The following is a 16,926-nucleotide window of genomic DNA, read 5'->3' on the forward strand; positions in this document are numbered from 1 at the left end:
TTGGCGTGCGAGGTATGTGGATGACACCGGTCAGGAGCATTCGAAGACCTTCGCCCGCAAGACTGATGCAAAGACATGGCTGAATGGTCAGATGTCCTCGCTGGTGCAGGGCACGCACGTTGCGCCGAAGGACATGCGGCGCACGGTTTCGGAATGGTGTGAGGAGTGGCTCCGCGGCTACGCCAACAACCGGGACGGAACTGTGCGCCAGGCCCGCGTCCACATTGCCCAGATCAACGCGGAGTTCGGTGCTGTGCAGCTGGCAGCCATCCGGCCGTCCGCAATCAAGACGTGGACGGCCAAGCTCAAGGCTCGCGGTCACGAGCCCAGCTATATCTACGCGTTGCACGGTCGGCTGTCTCAGATCCTCAGTGATGCTGTGCTGGACGGCATCCTGGCGCGGAATCCGTGCTCGAAACGGACGACTCCGCCGATGGGCAAGCAGAAGGTCTATTGCGCTACCACCGAGCAGGTTTGGGCGCTGCATGACCTGATGCCAGCGCATTTGCGGCCCGCGATCCTGCTCGGGGCTTTCGCTGGACTCCGCATCTCCGAAGCGTGCGGACTGCGGGTGCTGGATGTTGATTTCGTGCGGGGTGTCGTCCACCCGAAACAACAGTGGCCCGCCAGGGAGCTGAAGACGGATGGCTCCGAAGCTCCTATCCCGATACCGCGTGAACTCGCTCTTTTGCTGTCGTCAGCTGTTCAGCAACGTCCGGGGGAGCGTGTACTCATCGATGACGACGGCAAGTCGGTCCCGCCCTGGCAGATCGATCGTGCGCTCCGGGCGGTGCGCGGGGATGTCGTCGGCCTTCCTGAGGAGTTCGGGTTTCAGGACTTGCGTCACTACCTGGCGTCGCTGCTGATTGCGAACGGGGCGAACATCAAGGTGGTTCAGGCCAGAATGCGGCACGCGACGGCGAAGACGACTCTCGACACGTACGGGCATCTGTGGCCGGATACGGACGAGTCCACCCGCCGCGTGATCGCGTCTGTGATCACGGAACGGGTGGACTCGATGCCGTCTACTGCGTATGAACTGCGTACGAAACGGGCCAAGTAGGCCCATTCATGCAGGTCAGGGCTACACGTCGAAGTAGAGCTCGAACTCGTACGGGTGCGGGCGGAGGTTCACCGGGGCGATTTCCTGCTCGCGCTTGATGGAGATCCAGGTCTCGATCAGGTCCTCGGTGAAGACGTTGCCTTCGGTGAGGTAGTCGTGGTCCTGCTCGAGCTTGTCGATGACCGACGCCAGGTTGGTGGGGGCCTGGGGGATGTTCTTGGCCTCCTCCGGCGGGAGCTCGTAGAGGTCCTTGTCGACCGGGGCCATCGGCTCGAGCTTGCGCTTGATGCCGTCCAGGCCCGCCATCATCATGGCGGCGAAGGCCAGGTACGGGTTGCCCGAGGAGTCCGGCGCGCGGAACTCGATGCGCTTGGCCTTCGGGTTGTTGCCGGTGACCGGGATGCGCACGGCAGCCGAGCGGTTGCGCTGCGAGTACACCAGGTTGATGGGGGCCTCGTAGCCGGGAACCAGACGGTGGTAGGAGTTCACGGTCGGGTTGGTGAACGCCAGCAGCGACGGGGCATGGTGCAGGATGCCCCCGATGTAGTGACGCGCCAGATCCGACAGACCCGCGTAACCGGCCTCGTCGTGGAACAGCGGCTTGCCGTCCTTCCACAGCGACTGGTGCACGTGCATGCCCGAGCCGTTGTCACCGAAGAGCGGCTTCGGCATGAAGGTGACGGTCTTGCCTTCCTGCCATGCGGTGTTCTTCACGATGTACTTGAACAGCTGCAGGTCGTCGGCGGCCGAAAGCAGGGTGCCGAACTTGTAGTTGATCTCGGCCTGACCGGCGGTGCCGACCTCGTGGTGGCCGCGCTCCAGCTCGAAGCCCGCTTCCTGCAGGTTGGTCGAGATCTTGTCGCGCAGGTCGACGTAGTGGTCGTACGGGGCGACCGGGAAGTAACCGCCCTTGTTGCGAACCTTGTAACCGCGGTTGCGGGTGCCGTCCGGATTGAACTCCGCGCCGGTGTTCCACGAACCCGAGATCGAGTCGATCTCGTAGAACGCGCCGTTCATCCCCGACTCGTAGCGGACCGAGTCGAAGATGTAGAACTCCGCCTCGGCGCCGAAGTAGGCGGTGTCGGCGATACCGGTCGAACGCAGGTACTCCTCGGCCTTGCGCGCGATGTTGCGCGGGTCGCGGCTGTAGGCCTCGCGGGTGAACGGGTCGTGCACGAAGAAGTTGAGGTTCAGGGTCTTCGCGGCGCGGAACGGGTCCAGTCGCGCGGTGCTGAAGTCGGGGAGTAGGAGCATGTCCGACTCGTCGATCGACTGGAAGCCACGGACGGAGGAGCCGTCGAACGCGAGCCCTTCCTCTGCGAGGTCGGTGGTGAACGCCTTCGCGGGGATCGAGAAGTGCTGCTGTACACCAGGAAGATCGCTGAAGCGGATGTCGACATACTCGACTTCCTCGTCAGCGAGGAATTTGATGACCTCGTCGGCCGTGCTGAACGTCACTTGTACTCCTTACGGATCGGTTCCCAGCCCGTGTCGATTGCATGGGTTCGTCGCGACCAGACGCTATGGATGCGGTGTTTCCCGGCAGTCAAGGCTGTGTTTCGCCAGTGTTACACGTGCGGCTGGTCGGGTGGCGCTGACCACCCGGGCTCGAACAGCATGGTAATCCTGCCATCGGCGGGGGCACGCGCCGACCTGAACTCCCCTTATGCGGTGCCGACCGGCCGGTTGGGCGTGCTTATTGTGGGGGTATGGCACGCAGCACCGGATCATGGCTCTCGGGACCTCCGACGGACCCGGATGACCCGGCAACTCCTGAGTTCCCCGGTCAGTACCTCGGTCTGCCGCAGTCGGGTCCGGGGTCGTTGCCCGGCATGGGACGTCGGATCGCCGCGCTGTTCGTGGACTGGATGATCGCGGTCGGGATCTCGCTGTTGATCGTGCGCGGTGGCTCGGCCTCCAGCCTCACCCTGCTGATCTGGTTCGTGATCGGTGTGGGTGCGGTCACGTTGTTCGGTTACACACCGGGGCAGTACTTCCTTCGGCTGCGGGTGATCCGAGTCGATGCGCCGGTAGGTGTCGGTTTCGTGCGTGCGCTGGCTCGGCAGGCGCTGCTGGTGTTCGTGGTGCCCGCGCTGTTCACCGACGCCGACGGTCGTGGCATGCACGACCGCGCCACCGGGACCGCGGTCGCCCGCGCCCGCTGACGCGGCGTCACGTTACGGCCCATACGCAGGGTCGAGACCTTCCGACCGCGAGGCGATCGAGATGCTGCATCATTCGCTGTGGACTGCAGATGTCCGAAAACGGCCGGGCAATGGCAACCCCGCGTCGGTAGGCTCCGCGGGTGTCATTGAATCCGGCGTTGCTCGCCGTTCGCTTACTTCTCGAACTCACCGCAATCGCTTCCTTCGGGGTGTACGGCTGGCGGGCCTTCGAATCGCCCTGGCGGTTCATCATGGTGGTGGCGCTGCCGATCGTGGCCGCCGCGGTGTGGGGCACATTCGCCGTTCCCGGCGACCCGAGCCGAAGCGGTGCGGCGCCGGTCGCGGTGGCCGGTCCGGTTCGCCTCGCGGTCGAGCTTGCCGTGCTGTTCGGGGGAGCCGCCCTCCTGTGGGCCGCGGGGCTGCCGCGGTGGGCACTGGTGTCGGGGGCGGCGCTCGTGGTCTATCACCTGCTCGCCTACGACCGGATCACCTGGCTGCTCACCAGGGAAGAGTCGGTGTAACGGCACCGAACAACCGAAGGCCCGCGTCCCGATTCCCGGGACGCGGGCCTTTCGAAATTCTTACCGCGCTGGGTCAGCGCCTGCGGATGCTGCGCTGCACGCCGCGCATCTTGGCCCCCGCGGGCATCGGGCCCTTCGGCAGAGCCGGGCCGCTGCGCGCGTTGAGGGCGCTGAGCCTGCCCTCGATGAGGTCCATGCGCTTGACGTCGATATTGCGGGGCAGCTTGGTGAGGTGGCGCTGCAGCTCCTTCAGCGATACCTGGCCCTCGTCGTTACCGATGATGATGTCGTAGATCGGGGTGTCGCCGATGAGTCGCGCGGTGCGCTTCTTCTCCTGCGCAATCAGCGATTTCAACCGCTGCGGGGAACCCTCGCCGATCAGGATCACCCCGGGCAGGCCGATCACCCGGTGCACGGCGTCCAGCTGGGTGGTCGCGGCGATGCCGTTGCTGACCCGCCACTTGCCCTGCAGGTTCTCCAGCACCCACGCCCCGGCGCCCGCCTGGCCCTCGGCCTTGGCGTAGACGTTCTTCTGTACGCGCCGCCCGAAGATGATGAACGCCACGAGCACACCGAGCAGCAGGCCGAGCGGCAGCAGGAACCACTGCAATCCGAAGATCAGGCCGACCACCACGAATACGGCCGTGATGCCGACCACGGCGCCGATCATCAAGGGCAGCAGCAGCTTGTCTTCCTTGCGCTGCATCTGGAACGCCTGCCACAACTGCTGGCGGCGTTCTTTCGACTGCTGCTTGCGCGCCGCTTTCGCCGCGGCCTTCGCTTCCTTCGACGGGGTGCCGCCCTTGCCTACTGCCATGTCTCTCAGGATAGTGGCTGCGTATAGCCCGGTCGGCGGCGGGACGGGCGTGGTTCGAGTGATCGCGATGCAGCCGGCTCGCGGATACGAGATGATCGCGATCACACAGGCTGGACCACCTGGCCTTGCCCGTGCGGTACGGCGACGCATAGCGCCTTCACTATCGGGCGAACAGTTCAGCAGGTTCGAATGCGTCGCACGAAGGTCGTTCCAGATCCGTGCCTGAACGGCGACGGGCAGGCGAGTGATCGAATTCGTCCGACGCGCTGGCCTATGACCGCCCTTGTGCCGCCAATGCCCTGCTCTTGCAGTGCCTTTCGAATTTCCAACTGGTCCTCGCATCGAATATCTTTGAGCGGTCGATAGCGTGGACGCGATGAAGGGTGGCCATCGATGCGGGTCATCAACGAGCGAGCGGCGATACCGGGATCCGAGCAGCGAGTGCTCGACTGGATGCGGACCTGGACCGGGCATCGCATCATTGTGGGACTGGCGATTCCTGGGTGTTCTATCCCAGGGCCTGGCCGCGCGGACCATGTGACAGAAACCGACCTGGTGGTGATCACGCCGCAGGCAGTGGTCGTGATCGGAGCGAAAGCGGCCGTTCCGGTGGCCGCCACCGGTGGCTTGCCGGTGTGGGCCGATGGGCGACAGCCCAGGTTCGAGGGTGATCAGATCCAGGTGCCTGACGACAGCAGCCTGTTCGATCAGATGACGAATGCTGTCTTCAGGCTGAAAGAACTGGTTCGTGAGCGCCATGTCGACGCCCATGTCGACGGGCTGATGGTCGTGGTGCCGCCCGCGGAAGCGGGGATCACGTCGAATGTCGAATCGCCGCACGACGAATTCCCGGTGGTGCTGGGGTCGACTCCCGGTCAGCTGCGTGCCTGGTTCATCCGCACCGCGAACCGACGGCTGATCTGGTCCGCCGAGGACGTGCACACGTTGCTCGGTGACTTGCACATGTCCGATCTGGTCACCCGCGAAGACCTGGTCGCGGAGGGCTTTCCGTCGCAGACACGCCCGCATGCGGGTTCGAGCGGGCCGCCGTGCCCGACCGATCTGGATCACTCGCCGACCTCGCCGCTGCCCGCAGTAGCTGCGGCCCCATCCGGCTCGGTGCGCTCGGCCGAACTCGACTACCCACCGGACGAAGATCAACCGGTGCCTGCCTCGGACCAATCGGAGTCGCCGCAGGCGGCGGCCCTCCTGCGGGTGCGACCGGACGAGTCGGAACAGGTAACGCGGTTCGGGCCTCCGGTGCGACCACTGGATGATCAGAGCCCGCGCCGCGCCCTGTCCGCCCAGGTGGATCATCGCCGGACAGACGATGTATCCGACGGGGCGGCGTTGATGTCGCATTCCGGCGCGAGTGCTACCGCCGCAAGCCGCACCGACACGCAACTCGTCACAGAAGCACCCGGCGCGTGGTCGACCGTGGAGGGGCGACGTGCTCCGGACTCGAGCGGGCAGCAACGAGGGGCGCCCGCCGTGGTCCCGCCGCCATGGATCACACCTGACACCGAGATGGAGCCGTCAGGGAGATCGTCGTTTCTGGATGGTCAGTCGCCGTTGATCGTGCCCGATTCCGAGGTCGAGCCGCCGTCGGCGAGCACTTTCCGTGCAGATCATCACGTGTCGTCGACCATCCACGATCTCGATGCGGATCCGGCACAGTCGTACCGAACCCCGGCACCATACCGGGACTGGCAGTACGAGACCGAAGTCGATGCGGGTGATGTGGAGCCGCCGGAATCCGACGGTCCGGAGTCGTCCTTCACCGGCCAATGGTCGTCGTGGATCGATGCCGATGCCGATGCCGATGCCGATGCCGATGCCGATGCCGATGCCGATAGCTACGACTACGACGACTACGACGAGGACTATGACGACATGCTGTCGCGCCCCGTCAGCGCGCAGCCACCCGCCGAGAACTGGTTACCGTCAGAAACCGTACCGAGGCTGTTGCCGGGCCGAACCAAGCCGGTCGTCAACGAACGTCGGCTCCGCATGCCATCGCTTCGACCTACGCTGTCCATCCGTCAGCTTTTTCCAGCTCAGACGACTCGACCTACGCTGTCCATCCGTCAGCTTTTTCCAGCCCAGACGACCGGCCCTGTGCCGGTCAACCGGCATCTTCCGCAGCAGCTGGCGGCGGTGGCTGTCATCGTGGGCGCCTTTGTCGCGCTGTGGTTCCTGGCCGCCGCTTGCTCGTCGTCGCACCAGGACGCAGTAGTGCCGCCCCAGCCCACACTGACCACCGAGGCCGCCGCCGTACCACCCGGACCTGTCGAAACGGCGGAACCAGCACCTATGCTCATGCCGCCGCTGTGCCTTCCGTACCCACCAGAATGCTGACGCTGCCGCGCCGGAGGGCATCGTGGCCATGCTCGGTCGGGCCATCGAGCCTGCTGGTGGCCCGTCGTTGGAGATCGGCTGATTGCCCACCTGAGCGCGTGGCGGCCGCACACGCCGGTTGGCCGCAGGGAGAAACGCAGCGGTGGCGGCTAGGTCCGGACAGTGGCCTGCCCGCGGACAGCGGTGGCAATCGACTGGGGCATTTGCTCGTGCCGGGTGTAGGTGCGGCTGAAGTCGCCCGTGCCGTGTGAGAGGGAACGCAGGTCGATGGCGTAGCGGCTGAGTTGGAGTTCGGGGACCTCGGCGTGGATGCGGGTGCGGCCGACGCCGTGCGGTTCGGTGCCCAGGACACGACCGCGGCGGCTGGACAAATCGGTGAGTACCGGGCCGACGTAGTCGTCGGAGACGACGACCCAGACCTCGTCGAGCGGTTCGAGCAGCGCGACGCCCGCCGCGCTTGCCGCCTCGCGCAGGGCGAGCGCACCCGCGGTTTGGAAGGCAGCATCGGAGGAATCGACCGAGTGGGCCTTGCCGTCGAAGAGCGTGACCCGCACATCGACAAGGGGATAACCTGCCGCCACACCGCGCAGCGCCTGCGCACGGATGCCCTTCTCCACCGACGGAATGAATTGGCGCGGAACGACGCCGCCGACCACCTTGTCGACGAACTCGATCCCGGACCCGCCGGGCAGCGGCTCCACCTCGATCTCGCAGACGGCGTACTGGCCGTGGCCGCCGGACTGTTTGACGTGCCTGCCGCGTGCGGTTGCCTTGCCCGCGAACGTCTCCCGCAGCGCGACCTGGTGATCGATCACGTCGACCTGAACCCCGAATCGGGTGCGCAACCGCTCCAGCGCGACATCGCGGTGCGCCTCGCCGAGGCACCACAGCACGATCTGGTGGGTGTCGGCGTTCTGCTCCAGCCGCACCGCGGGATCCTCGGCGACCAGGCGCGCGAGGCCGGAGGAGAGCTTGTCCTCATCGGCCTTGCTGCGAGCCTGAATGGCAATGGGGAGTAGCGGATCCGGCATCGGCCACGGTTCGATGAGCAGCGGCGCCGCAGTGCCGGACAGGGTGTCGCCGGTCTCGGCGCTGCCGAGTTTGGTGACGTAGGCGATGTCGCCGGCGATCGCCTCCCCGAGCGGGCGCTGTTGTTTGCCGAACGGTGCGGTGACCCCGCCGATCCGTTCGTCGACATCGTGGTTCACGTGGCCGCGGTCCTCGTGCCCGTGACCGCATACGTGCACGGTGTCGTCGGCGTGCAGGGTGCCGGAGAAGACCCGGACCAGTGACACCCGGCCGACGTAGGGGTCCGATGCCGTCCGGATCACCTCGGCGGCCAGCACGCCCGCCGGGTCGCAGTGCAGCGGCTGTCGCACGGCGCCATTGGTCGTGGTGATCGCGGAGACGGTGTGCTCTACCGGTGTCGGGAAGCCGCCGGTGATCAGGTCGAGCAGTTCGACGGTGCCGAGGCCTTGTTTCGCGCCCTCCGGCGCTTGCGCGCCGAAGAGCACAGGATGGAAGCTGCCGCGGGCGACCGCGCGTTCGAGGTCGGTGACGAGCGTGGCGAGATCGATCTCCTCGCCGCCGAGGTAGCGCTCCATGAGCGATTCGTCCTCGCTCTCGGCGATGATGCCCTCGATGAGGCGGTTGCGCGCTTCCTCCAACGCCGTCACCTGATCGGCGGATGGTTCGATCTGCGTGCATTCACCGGAGGAGTAGTCGACCACGCAGTGCGGCAGCAGTTCGACCAGCCCCGTGACCGGTCGATGACCGTCGAGGCTTTTCGGCCCGTACACCGGAAGATGCAGCGGCAGAATGTTTTCCGACGAACCGTCGCCGAGAACGGCGCGACAGGTCTCGGTCATCTCGTCGAAATCGGCGCGTGCGGTGTCCAGGTGGGTGATCACGATCGCGCGCGGCATCCCGACCGCTGCGCATTCCTCCCACAGCGCGCGGGTCGCACCACTGACCGCCTCGGCGCCCTCCGCCGCGGAAACGACGAACAGCGCCGCGTCCGCCGCCCGCAGGCCCGCACGTAGCTCGCCGACGAAATCGGCATAGCCGGGCGTGTCCACCAGATTGATCTTGATCCCCGCCCAGGAGATCGGCACCACCGACAACTGCACCGACCGATGCTGACGATGTTCGATCTCGTCGTAATCCGACAGCGAGGTGCCGTCCTCGACCCGCCCCGCCCGATTCACCGCCCCGGTCGTCAGCGCCAACGCCTCGACCAGCGTCGTTTTCCCCGACCCGCTGTGTCCGACCAGCACCACATTCCGGATGTCCTCCGGCCGCCCCGCGCTCACCACTCTGCCGTTGCCCCCGGCAGCTGCACTCGCCTTGTCCACTGTGTGTCTCGCTTCCTCGCCGACACCTGCCGTACATCGAGCTTCCCACCACAGGTCGCGCCGCGTCCACGCTTCGGGCGAACGCGCAGAAAAGGGGCCCGCAGGCAGGCCGTATCGATCGACGCACCGAATAAACGACCCGGTCCCCGCGCTCCGGCGAATATTCGCCGGAGCGCGGGGACCGAGAGGTGCGGTAGCTCAGGAACCGAAGCGCGCGAGGACCGCGCTCGCCTCCTGGGAGGCGGTGCCCTCCTTGGCGAGATGGGCCATGGCGGTGGGGATTTCACGGCCGTGGTGGGTCATCGCCTGGGTGTAGAGGCGACCTGCGCGGTAAGAGGAGCGCACCAGGGGGCCCGCCATGACACCCGCGAAGCCGATTTCCTCGGCCATCTTCGAGTGGTCGACGAATTCCTCGGGCTTCACCCAGCGGTCGACCGGATGGTGCCGGGGGGATGGGCGCAGATACTGGGTGATGGTGAGAATGTCGCAGCCCGCCTCGTGCAGATCGCGCATCGCCTGGGTGACCTCTTCCGGGGTCTCGCCCATACCGAGGATCAGGTTGGACTTGGTGACGAGGCCCGCTTCGCGCGCCGCGGTCAGCACCGAGAGCGAACGCTCATAGCGGAAGGCGGGGCGGATCCGCTTGAAGATGCGCGGCACGGTTTCCAGATTGTGCGCGAGCACCTCGGGGCGCGAGGAGAAGACCTCGGCCAGCTGATCGGGATCGGCGTTGAAGTCGGGGATGAGCAGTTCGACGCCGGTGTTCGGGTTGAGTTGCTTGATGGCGCGGACGGTTTCGGCGTAGAGCCACGCGCCGCCGTCTTCCAGGTCGTCGCGGGCGACGCCGGTGATGGTCGAATAGCGCAGACCCATCGCCTGCACGCTCTCGGCGACCCGGCGGGGCTCGTCGCGGTCGAGTGCGGCCGGCTTGCCGGTGTCGATCTGGCAGAAGTCGCAGCGCCTCGTGCACTGCTCGCCGCCGATGAGGAAGGTGGCTTCGCGATCTTCCCAGCACTCGAAGATGTTGGGACAGCCCGCTTCCTCGCACACCGTATGCAGGCCCTCGCGTTTGACCAGTCCCTTGAGTTCGGTGTACTCCGGGCCCATCTTGGCCTTGGTGCGAATCCATTGAGGTTTGCGCTCGATCGGGGTCTCCGCGTTGCGCGCCTCGATGCGTAGCAGTTTGCGTCCTGCTGGTGCTGAAGCTGAGGTCACCGAACCGATGCTACGCCCGGTGTTTTCCCCCGCCGCCGCGCCATCGGTCACCGCGGTCACGCGCCGACGCCCGGTGCGGGCTGCGGTGTGACGCGCACGATGTCGTGCGCGGTCACCGGAAGTTCGCCGTCGAGCGCGCGGATGATCGCGTCGGTGACCGCGGGCTTGACCTCGGCCACCGTCACTTCGCGGCCGAGCTCGCGGGTCAGCGTGGTGACGCCTGCGTCACGGATGCCGCACGGCACGATCGCCTGGAAGCCGTCGAGTGCGGAATTGCAGTTCAGCGAAATGCCGTGCAGGGCAACGCCACGCTGCACACGCACACCGATGGCGGCGATCTTGCGTTCGGCGAAGAGCTCGGTCGCGGGCAGCCATACGCCCGATCGGCCCTCGATGCGGCCGCAGGTCAGGCCGAGCTCGGTGCACACGGTGATCAGCGCTTCCTCCAGCCTGCGCACGTACTGCACCACGTCCACCGGTTCCGCGAGCCGCACGATCGGATAGCCGACGAGCTGGCCCGGCCCGTGCCAGGTGATCTTGCCGCCACGATCGACCTCGACCACCGGGCTGCCGTCGATCGGCAGATCCTCGGCCTCGGTGCGCCGGCCCGCCGTGTACACCGACGGGTGCTCGAGCAGCAGCAGGTGATCGTTTCCGACGCCGTCGGCCCGCTCGGCGGCGATGTTGCGCTGCAGGTCCCAGGCACTGTGGTAGTCGATGAGTCCGAGATCCTTGACCACGATCGGGGTCGTGTCGAATCTGGCGGACCACGTGGTGCGCGTGTCGTTCACGTCCTCGACGGTACGCTCAGCCGGCTCACAGGTTCTACCGATGTGGTGTGGGGGATGCCACACGGTAACCGGCTCGATCACCGGCTCTCGCACGACAGCTGCCCGAGACGGCTGGACGCCGCTCGGGTCGATAGCTCGGGGTTGGCAGGCAGCTAGTGCGGGTCGATAGGCAACGTCAATTGCATCAGCGTCAGGTCCATCCAGCGCTCGAACTTCCAGCCCACCTGCGGGAGTTCGCCGACGATGTGGAAGTCGAAGCGTTCGTGCAATGCGATCGACCCGGTGTTGCTCGATTCGATCGCAGCGATCATCGCGTGCACGGTGCCGCTGGCGCGCGCCCGCGCGACCAACTCGGTGAGTAGTGCGGTGGCGACCCCGCGCCGCTGGAATCGGTCTGCGACGTACACCGAGTTCTCCACCGAGAACCGGTAGCCGGACTTGGGCCGCCACGGGCCGTAGCTGGCATAACCGGCGACTTCGCCGTCGATGTCGGCAACGAGAATCGGCATTCCGGCGGCGGTGCGGGTCCGGAACCAGGCTTGCCGCTCGTCGAGGCCGACCTGCTCCTCGTCCCAAATGGCCGTGGAGGTGGCGATATTCGCGTTGTGGATCTCCAGCACCGACGGCAGATCGCCTTCGTGTGCGTCGCGGACAACCAGCACCGGTCGCGCTTGCAGTTCGGTCATCGCTCATCTCCCTCGCGACCCAACGTCGCCGCGAGCGCGGCGCCGATGGTCTGGTGCTGGAACGGATAGCCCGCTTCCTCGAGTGCGGTGGGGATGGCTCGTGGTCCGTGCAGGATCGCCTCCTGCGCGAACTCACCGATCAGCGCGCGCAGCGCGAACGCGGGCACCACCACGGGGGTCGGACGGTGCAGTGCCCGGCCGAGCGCGCGGTTGAATTCGGCGTTGGTGACCGGCGCCGGTCCGACCGCGTTGATCGGTCCGGAGATCGTGTCGTCGGTGAGTGCGAAGATGATTGCGCCGATCTCGTCGTCCATCGAGATCCACGGCGTGTACTGCCTGCCGTTGCCGAGTCGGCCGCCGAGGCCGAGCGAATACAGCGGCTGCAGCATGCCGAGCATGCCGCCACTGTGCGACAACACCACGGCACTACGCAGTAACACCGTGCGAACGCCGGCGGCGGTGGCGGGTTCGGTCGCGGCCTCCCAATCGCGGCACAGGGTGGCGAGGAAACCCGCACCGGCGGGCGAGGTTTCGTCGACGACGCGGTCGCCGGTCTCGCCGCCGTAGTAGTGCACGCCGCTGCCGTTGACCAGCACCGGAACGCCTGCTGCGGCGACAGCGTTGGCGAGCACATCGGTCGGGGTGATTCGGCTGTCGCGCAGTTCCTGTTTGTAACTGCCGTTCCAGCGCCGGCGCCCGATGCTCGCGCCGCACAAGTTGACCACCGCGTCCGCGCCGCGCAGGGCCCGCTCGTCCAATTCGGCGCGAGCGGGATCCCACACGTACTCGTCCGGGGCCGCGGCCGGACGCCGAACGAGGCGGGCGACGTCATGCCCGTCGCGGCGAAGTGCCACGACGAGCGCCGTCCCGATCAGTCCGGACGAACCGGCGATCACCACCTTCATGCGTGACAGTCCGACCTTCCCGAATTACAGGCCGAGATCAGCTTCGAACGCCGCTTCCTCGAGCCGGTGCCGGATCGTGGTCAGGAACCGACCCGCGTCGGCGCCATCGATGAGGCGGTGATCGTAGGTGAGCGGCAGGTAGCACATCGAACGGACGCCGATGGACTCGTTGCCCGTCTCGTCGGTGACGACCACAGGGCGCTTGACGATGGCACCCGTGCCGAGCATGCCCGCCTGCGGCGGCAGCAGGATCGGGGTGTCGAACAGTGCGCCCTGGCTGCCGATATTGGTGATGGTGAAGGTGCCACCCGCCAACTCGTCGGGCTTGAGGCCGCCGTTGCGCGCGCGGTTGGCGATGTCCGCGATGGCACGCGCCAGCCCGGCCAGCGACAGGTCGCTCGCGTTGTGGATCACCGGGGAGAGCAGACCCTGCTCGGTGTCGACGGCAATGCCGAGGTGCACCGAAGCGTGGTAGGTGATCTCCTTGGTGCCCTCGTCGTAGCTGGCGTTGACGTTCGGGTGCACGCCGAGCGCCTCGACGACCGCCTTGGCGAAGAACGGCAGGAACGTCAGGTTGACGCCCTCACGCTCCTTGAACGACGCCTTCGCGAGGCTGCGCAGCGCGGCGATCTTGGTGACGTCCGCCTCGTGCACCTGGGTCAGCTGCGCGCTGGTCTGCAGCGATTCCCTGGTCTTGGTCGCGGTGATCTGCCGGATGCGGCTGGCCTTCTGCACAGTGCCACGCAGGTGCGCGAGCTGTGACTGCGCCGCGGCCGGTGCTGCTGCGGGCGCCTTGACGGCCGGTGCGGGCGCCGACGGTGCGGCGGCCGGTGCCTTCTTGGCTTCCGCGGCGGCGAGCACATCCTGCTTGCGGATGCGTCCGCCGACACCGGAACCGGTCAGTGCCGTCAGGTCGACGGCGTTCTCCTCGGCCAGCTTGCGGACCAGGGGAGTGACATACGGGGTTGCGCCGTTGCCGGAGGAATCCGCGGCGGGCGCAGCAGCCACAGCGGCCGGAACCGGAGCGGGCTTGGGTGCCGCAGGTGCGGGTGCCGGAGCGGCGGCTGCGGGAGCAGGCGCGGGTGCCGGAGCCGGAGGAGCCGGTGCCGGGGCGGGTGCAGGTGCCGCAGGTGCGGGCGCCGGTGCCGGTGCAGCCGGGGCTGCGGCGGCCGGAGACCCGGTGCCGACGACGCCGAGCTGTCCACCGACCGCGACAACGTCGTCTTCCTGCGCGGTGATCTCCAGCAGGGTGCCTGCGACGGGCGACGGGATCTCGGTGTCCACCTTGTCGGTGGAGACCTCGAGCAGCGGCTCGTCGACGGCGATCTGGTCACCGACGGCCTTCAGCCAGCGGGTGACGGTGCCCTCGGTGACCGATTCGCCGAGTTCCGGCATCTTGACCGGGGTACCCGATCCGGCGGCCGCCGCGGGCGCGGCAGGTGCCGCAGGTGCGGGTGCCGCTGCGGCGACCGGCGCGGGAGCCGGTTCGGGCGCGGGAGCCGGTGCCGGGGCGGGTGCTTGCGCGGCTTCGGGGGCAGGAGCTGCGGCGGGCGCGGGGGCTTCACCGGCTTCGCTGATCACGCCGAGTTCACCGCCGACCTCGACCACATCATCTTCTTGGGCGACGATCTTCGACAACACGCCCGCGGTTGGCGACGGGATCTCGGTGTCGACCTTGTCGGTGGAGACCTCGAGCAGTGGCTCGTCGACCTCGACCGTGTCTCCTTCCTGCTTCAGCCACCTTGTCACCGTTCCCTCGGTGACGCTCTCACCAAGAGCCGGCATCTGGACGGAGAAGGCCATGTCCGTTGACTCCTCTGACTGCTCGACGGGTTCTACAACAGTTGATCTCTCTGCGAGCACGCATCGCGGGTTGCGATGAATGCTCGAAAGCCACCGATCATTGTGCGTGGCACCGGAGATCCGTGTGGTTCTTGTACCGCGTTCCATCCTTGCACCCGTCCGCTTCTCACGTAGCACAGGGCAGCGAACTGCACAGAGCTGGCAAGATGGGAAGACCGGTGACGAACGATTCCCGGTGTGGGACAGGAGGTCGACTGCGGTGGGTTTGCTGGATCGTTTTCGTGGTGCCGCAGCCCGGGGCAGCGGCGTTCTACGTGCGGGTTCCCCGCATAGCGACGATGCCCGCTATCTGGCTCAGTGGGTGCGCACCCACGCCGGGGTCGAGGGATACATCGAACCGAAAACCACAGTGACCGACGTCACTGTCGTGCTTATTGCCGTTGATGGGGAATGGACCCGTCGGGTGGTCGGTGAGCGCGGAGCGCAGCGGCTTGCCGGAGATTTGCACATCCCGGTCTACGACGTGCGCAAAACCGGCTATCCGCAACGGATGCGCGATTACGACGCCAAGAAGCGCATCGAGCGACAGCGCGCGATGGAGCAGGATCTGCGCGATCTGTAGGTTCCGGCCCGCAGTTTCGTTCAATATGTTCACCCGCACGGCCCGACCGAAGGTCGCCCGGTGCCCGTGTGCGGCGGATCGGGCGACCTTCGGACGGCGTCGGGATGACTACTCGGCGGCGATGTTCTCGATCACCGCGATGAGGGTGCGAACCGGGACACCGGTGCCGCCCTTGCCGATGTAGCCGAACGGACCACCGGTGTTGTAAGCCGGGCCCGCGACATCCAGGTGCGCCCACTGCACGCCCTCGGGCACGAACTCCTTGAGGAACAGCGCTGCCGAAAGCATGCCGCCCCAGCGGTGCGGCGCGACATTGGCCAGGTCGGCGATCTTGGAGTTCAGGTCCGCGCGCAGTTCCGTGGGAAGCGGCATGGCCCAGCCGTTTTCGCCGACCTCGCGGGAGATCTTCGCGACCCGGTCACGGAACTCGTCGGTACCCATCACGCCGGGGGTCCTGGTGCCGAGCGCGACCATCTGGGCGCCGGTCAGGGTCGCCACGTCGATGAGGTAGTCGGGTTCGTCCTCGCCGGCCCGCACGATCGCGTCGGCGAGGATGAGACGGCCCTCGGCATCGGTATTGAGCACCTCGACGGTGGTGCCGCCGTACTGGGTGAGCACATCGCCGGGGCGCTGTGCGGTGGCCGACGGCATGTTCTCGGCCATCGGGACGGTCGCGGTGACGGTGACCGGCAGACCGAGGCGGGCGGCCAGCAGTGTGGTGGCGACGACCGCGGCGGCGCCCGCCATGTCCGAGGTCATGTTCTCCATGTTCTGCGCGGGCTTGATGGAGATGCCGCCGGTGTCGAAGGTGATGCCCTTGCCGATCAGCGCGACCTTCTTGGGACCGCCCGCGTAGGTGATCCGGACCAGGCGCGGCGGGCGCGATGAACCCTTGCCGACGCCGAGCACGCCACCGAAACCCCCTGCCTCCAAGGCCTGTTCGTCGAGCACCTCGACCTCGAGCCCGGCCGCCTCGGCCAACACCTGCGCACGCGCGGCGAATTCGGCGGGGAAGAGATGGCTCGGCGGGGTGTTGACGAAATCCCGGGCGGTGGCGACGGCCTCGGCGACCAGTTGCGCCTTGATCAGCGCTGCCTCGCCGAATTCCGGCTCCGGCACCAGCAGCTCGACCCTGGCCACCGGGCGCTCGTCCGGCTTCGGCGCGGACTTGCCCGACTTGAACGGCGTAAACGCGTACGCGCCGAGGTAGAAGCCCTCGGCGGCGGCGCCGAGGTCGAGGCCCGAGAGGGTGGTCGCCACCAGTTCGGTCCCGGACAGCGCACGCGCCGCGACACCGGCCGAGCGGCGGATCTGCTCGGCGTCGACCTTGTCGGGCGCGCCGAGGCCGACCGCGAGCACGCTGGTCACCCCGTCCAGCCCCGCGGGCGCGGGCACCCTGGACAATTCCTCGGCCTTGCCCTTCGCACCGACCGCGCCGAGCTGGTCCAGCAACTCCGCGCGGATGTCGGCGTCGAGCACATCACTGAACAGGTCATCGGGCGCGATCGCCGGGCCGTTCTCCGAGGAGGTCAATCCGATGACGAGCACATCGGTGTCGGGCCCGACGGTTTGTGTGCGAGCCAGTTCCGGTCCTAGTGAACGATCTGCAACAGCGGTCATGGGCAC

Annotated in this window: 14 protein-coding genes; 5 read left to right on the forward strand and 9 right to left on the reverse strand. The window is 67.1% G+C overall.

Annotated features, from left to right (window positions below; translation table 11 throughout):
* The first annotated feature begins 16 nt into the window (after positions 1-16).
* Positions 17-1,063 carry a tyrosine-type recombinase/integrase gene (locus OHA42_RS15310; RefSeq protein ID WP_406237726.1) on the forward strand — a complete coding sequence of 349 codons (1,047 nt, stop codon included), beginning with the start codon at positions 17-19 and terminating at the stop codon, positions 1,061-1,063.
* Between the two features lie 21 nt (positions 1,064-1,084).
* Here the strand turns inward: OHA42_RS15310 and glnA are convergent, their stop codons facing one another.
* Complete coding sequence (gene glnA, locus OHA42_RS15315) at positions 1,085-2,521, reverse strand: type I glutamate--ammonia ligase (RefSeq protein ID WP_406237728.1); 1,437 nt, start codon at positions 2,519-2,521, stop codon at positions 1,085-1,087.
* A gap of 251 nt (positions 2,522-2,772) precedes the next feature.
* Between glnA and OHA42_RS15320 the strand changes: the two genes are divergently transcribed.
* The gene (locus tag OHA42_RS15320; protein WP_406237730.1) at positions 2,773-3,228 is read left to right on the forward strand and encodes an RDD family protein; all 456 of its coding nucleotides are present in this window, start codon (positions 2,773-2,775) and stop codon (positions 3,226-3,228) included.
* A 140-nt stretch (positions 3,229-3,368) separates the two neighbouring features.
* Entirely contained in the window at positions 3,369-3,749 is a 381-nt protein-coding gene (locus OHA42_RS15325) for a YrdB family protein (protein WP_406237731.1), read from the forward strand.
* A 73-nt stretch (positions 3,750-3,822) separates the two neighbouring features.
* Here OHA42_RS15325 and OHA42_RS15330 read toward each other — a convergent pair whose 3' ends face one another.
* Positions 3,823-4,566, reverse strand: a complete 744-nt coding sequence (locus tag OHA42_RS15330) for a DUF4191 domain-containing protein (RefSeq protein ID WP_328411261.1) — start codon at positions 4,564-4,566, stop codon at positions 3,823-3,825.
* A gap of 393 nt (positions 4,567-4,959) precedes the next feature.
* Here OHA42_RS15330 and OHA42_RS15335 point away from each other — a divergent pair, with 393 nt between their 5' ends.
* Positions 4,960-6,924 carry a hypothetical protein gene (locus tag OHA42_RS15335; RefSeq protein WP_406237733.1) on the forward strand — a complete coding sequence of 655 codons (1,965 nt, stop codon included), beginning with the start codon at positions 4,960-4,962 and terminating at the stop codon, positions 6,922-6,924.
* Between the two features lie 149 nt (positions 6,925-7,073).
* On the opposite strand, the gene OHA42_RS15340 is transcribed toward OHA42_RS15335, so the two are convergent.
* From OHA42_RS15340 to sucB, 6 genes are all read right to left on the reverse strand, one after another.
* On the reverse strand, positions 7,074-9,278 hold the full coding sequence (locus OHA42_RS15340; protein ID WP_406237734.1) for an elongation factor G-like protein EF-G2: 2,205 nt from the start codon (positions 9,276-9,278) through the stop codon (positions 7,074-7,076).
* Between the two features lie 198 nt (positions 9,279-9,476).
* Complete coding sequence (gene lipA, locus OHA42_RS15345; RefSeq protein WP_406237735.1) at positions 9,477-10,493, reverse strand: lipoyl synthase; 1,017 nt, start codon at positions 10,491-10,493, stop codon at positions 9,477-9,479.
* Between the two features lie 56 nt (positions 10,494-10,549).
* Positions 10,550-11,284 carry a lipoyl(octanoyl) transferase LipB gene (lipB, locus tag OHA42_RS15350; protein WP_406237737.1) on the reverse strand — a complete coding sequence of 245 codons (735 nt, stop codon included), beginning with the start codon at positions 11,282-11,284 and terminating at the stop codon, positions 10,550-10,552.
* Between the two features lie 152 nt (positions 11,285-11,436).
* Positions 11,437-11,970: a GNAT family N-acetyltransferase gene (locus tag OHA42_RS15355; protein WP_406237738.1), complete on the reverse strand. Its 534-nt coding sequence runs from the start codon at positions 11,968-11,970 to the stop codon at positions 11,437-11,439.
* Positions 11,967-12,875 carry a TIGR01777 family oxidoreductase gene (locus tag OHA42_RS15360; RefSeq protein WP_406237739.1) on the reverse strand — a complete coding sequence of 303 codons (909 nt, stop codon included), beginning with the start codon at positions 12,873-12,875 and terminating at the stop codon, positions 11,967-11,969. The genes OHA42_RS15355 and OHA42_RS15360 overlap by 4 nt, the downstream gene beginning before the upstream one ends.
* Positions 12,876-12,899: 24 nt before the next feature.
* The gene (sucB, locus tag OHA42_RS15365) at positions 12,900-14,678 is read right to left on the reverse strand and encodes a 2-oxoglutarate dehydrogenase, E2 component, dihydrolipoamide succinyltransferase (RefSeq protein WP_406237741.1); all 1,779 of its coding nucleotides are present in this window, start codon (positions 14,676-14,678) and stop codon (positions 12,900-12,902) included.
* A 259-nt stretch (positions 14,679-14,937) separates the two neighbouring features.
* Between sucB and OHA42_RS15370 the strand changes: the two genes are divergently transcribed.
* On the forward strand, positions 14,938-15,300 hold the full coding sequence (locus OHA42_RS15370; RefSeq protein WP_406237743.1) for an oxidoreductase: 363 nt from the start codon (positions 14,938-14,940) through the stop codon (positions 15,298-15,300).
* Positions 15,301-15,408: 108 nt separating this feature from the next.
* Here the strand turns inward: OHA42_RS15370 and OHA42_RS15375 are convergent, their stop codons facing one another.
* Positions 15,409-16,920 (reverse strand): leucyl aminopeptidase, encoded by a 1,512-nt coding sequence (locus OHA42_RS15375; RefSeq protein WP_406237744.1) that lies wholly within the window; start codon positions 16,918-16,920, stop codon positions 15,409-15,411.
* Between the last annotated feature and the right edge of the window lie 6 nt (positions 16,921-16,926).

This window comes from Nocardia sp. NBC_01009, from assembly GCF_045208035.1.
In the GTDB taxonomy this organism is placed as follows: Bacteria; Actinomycetota; Actinomycetes; order Mycobacteriales; family Mycobacteriaceae; genus Nocardia.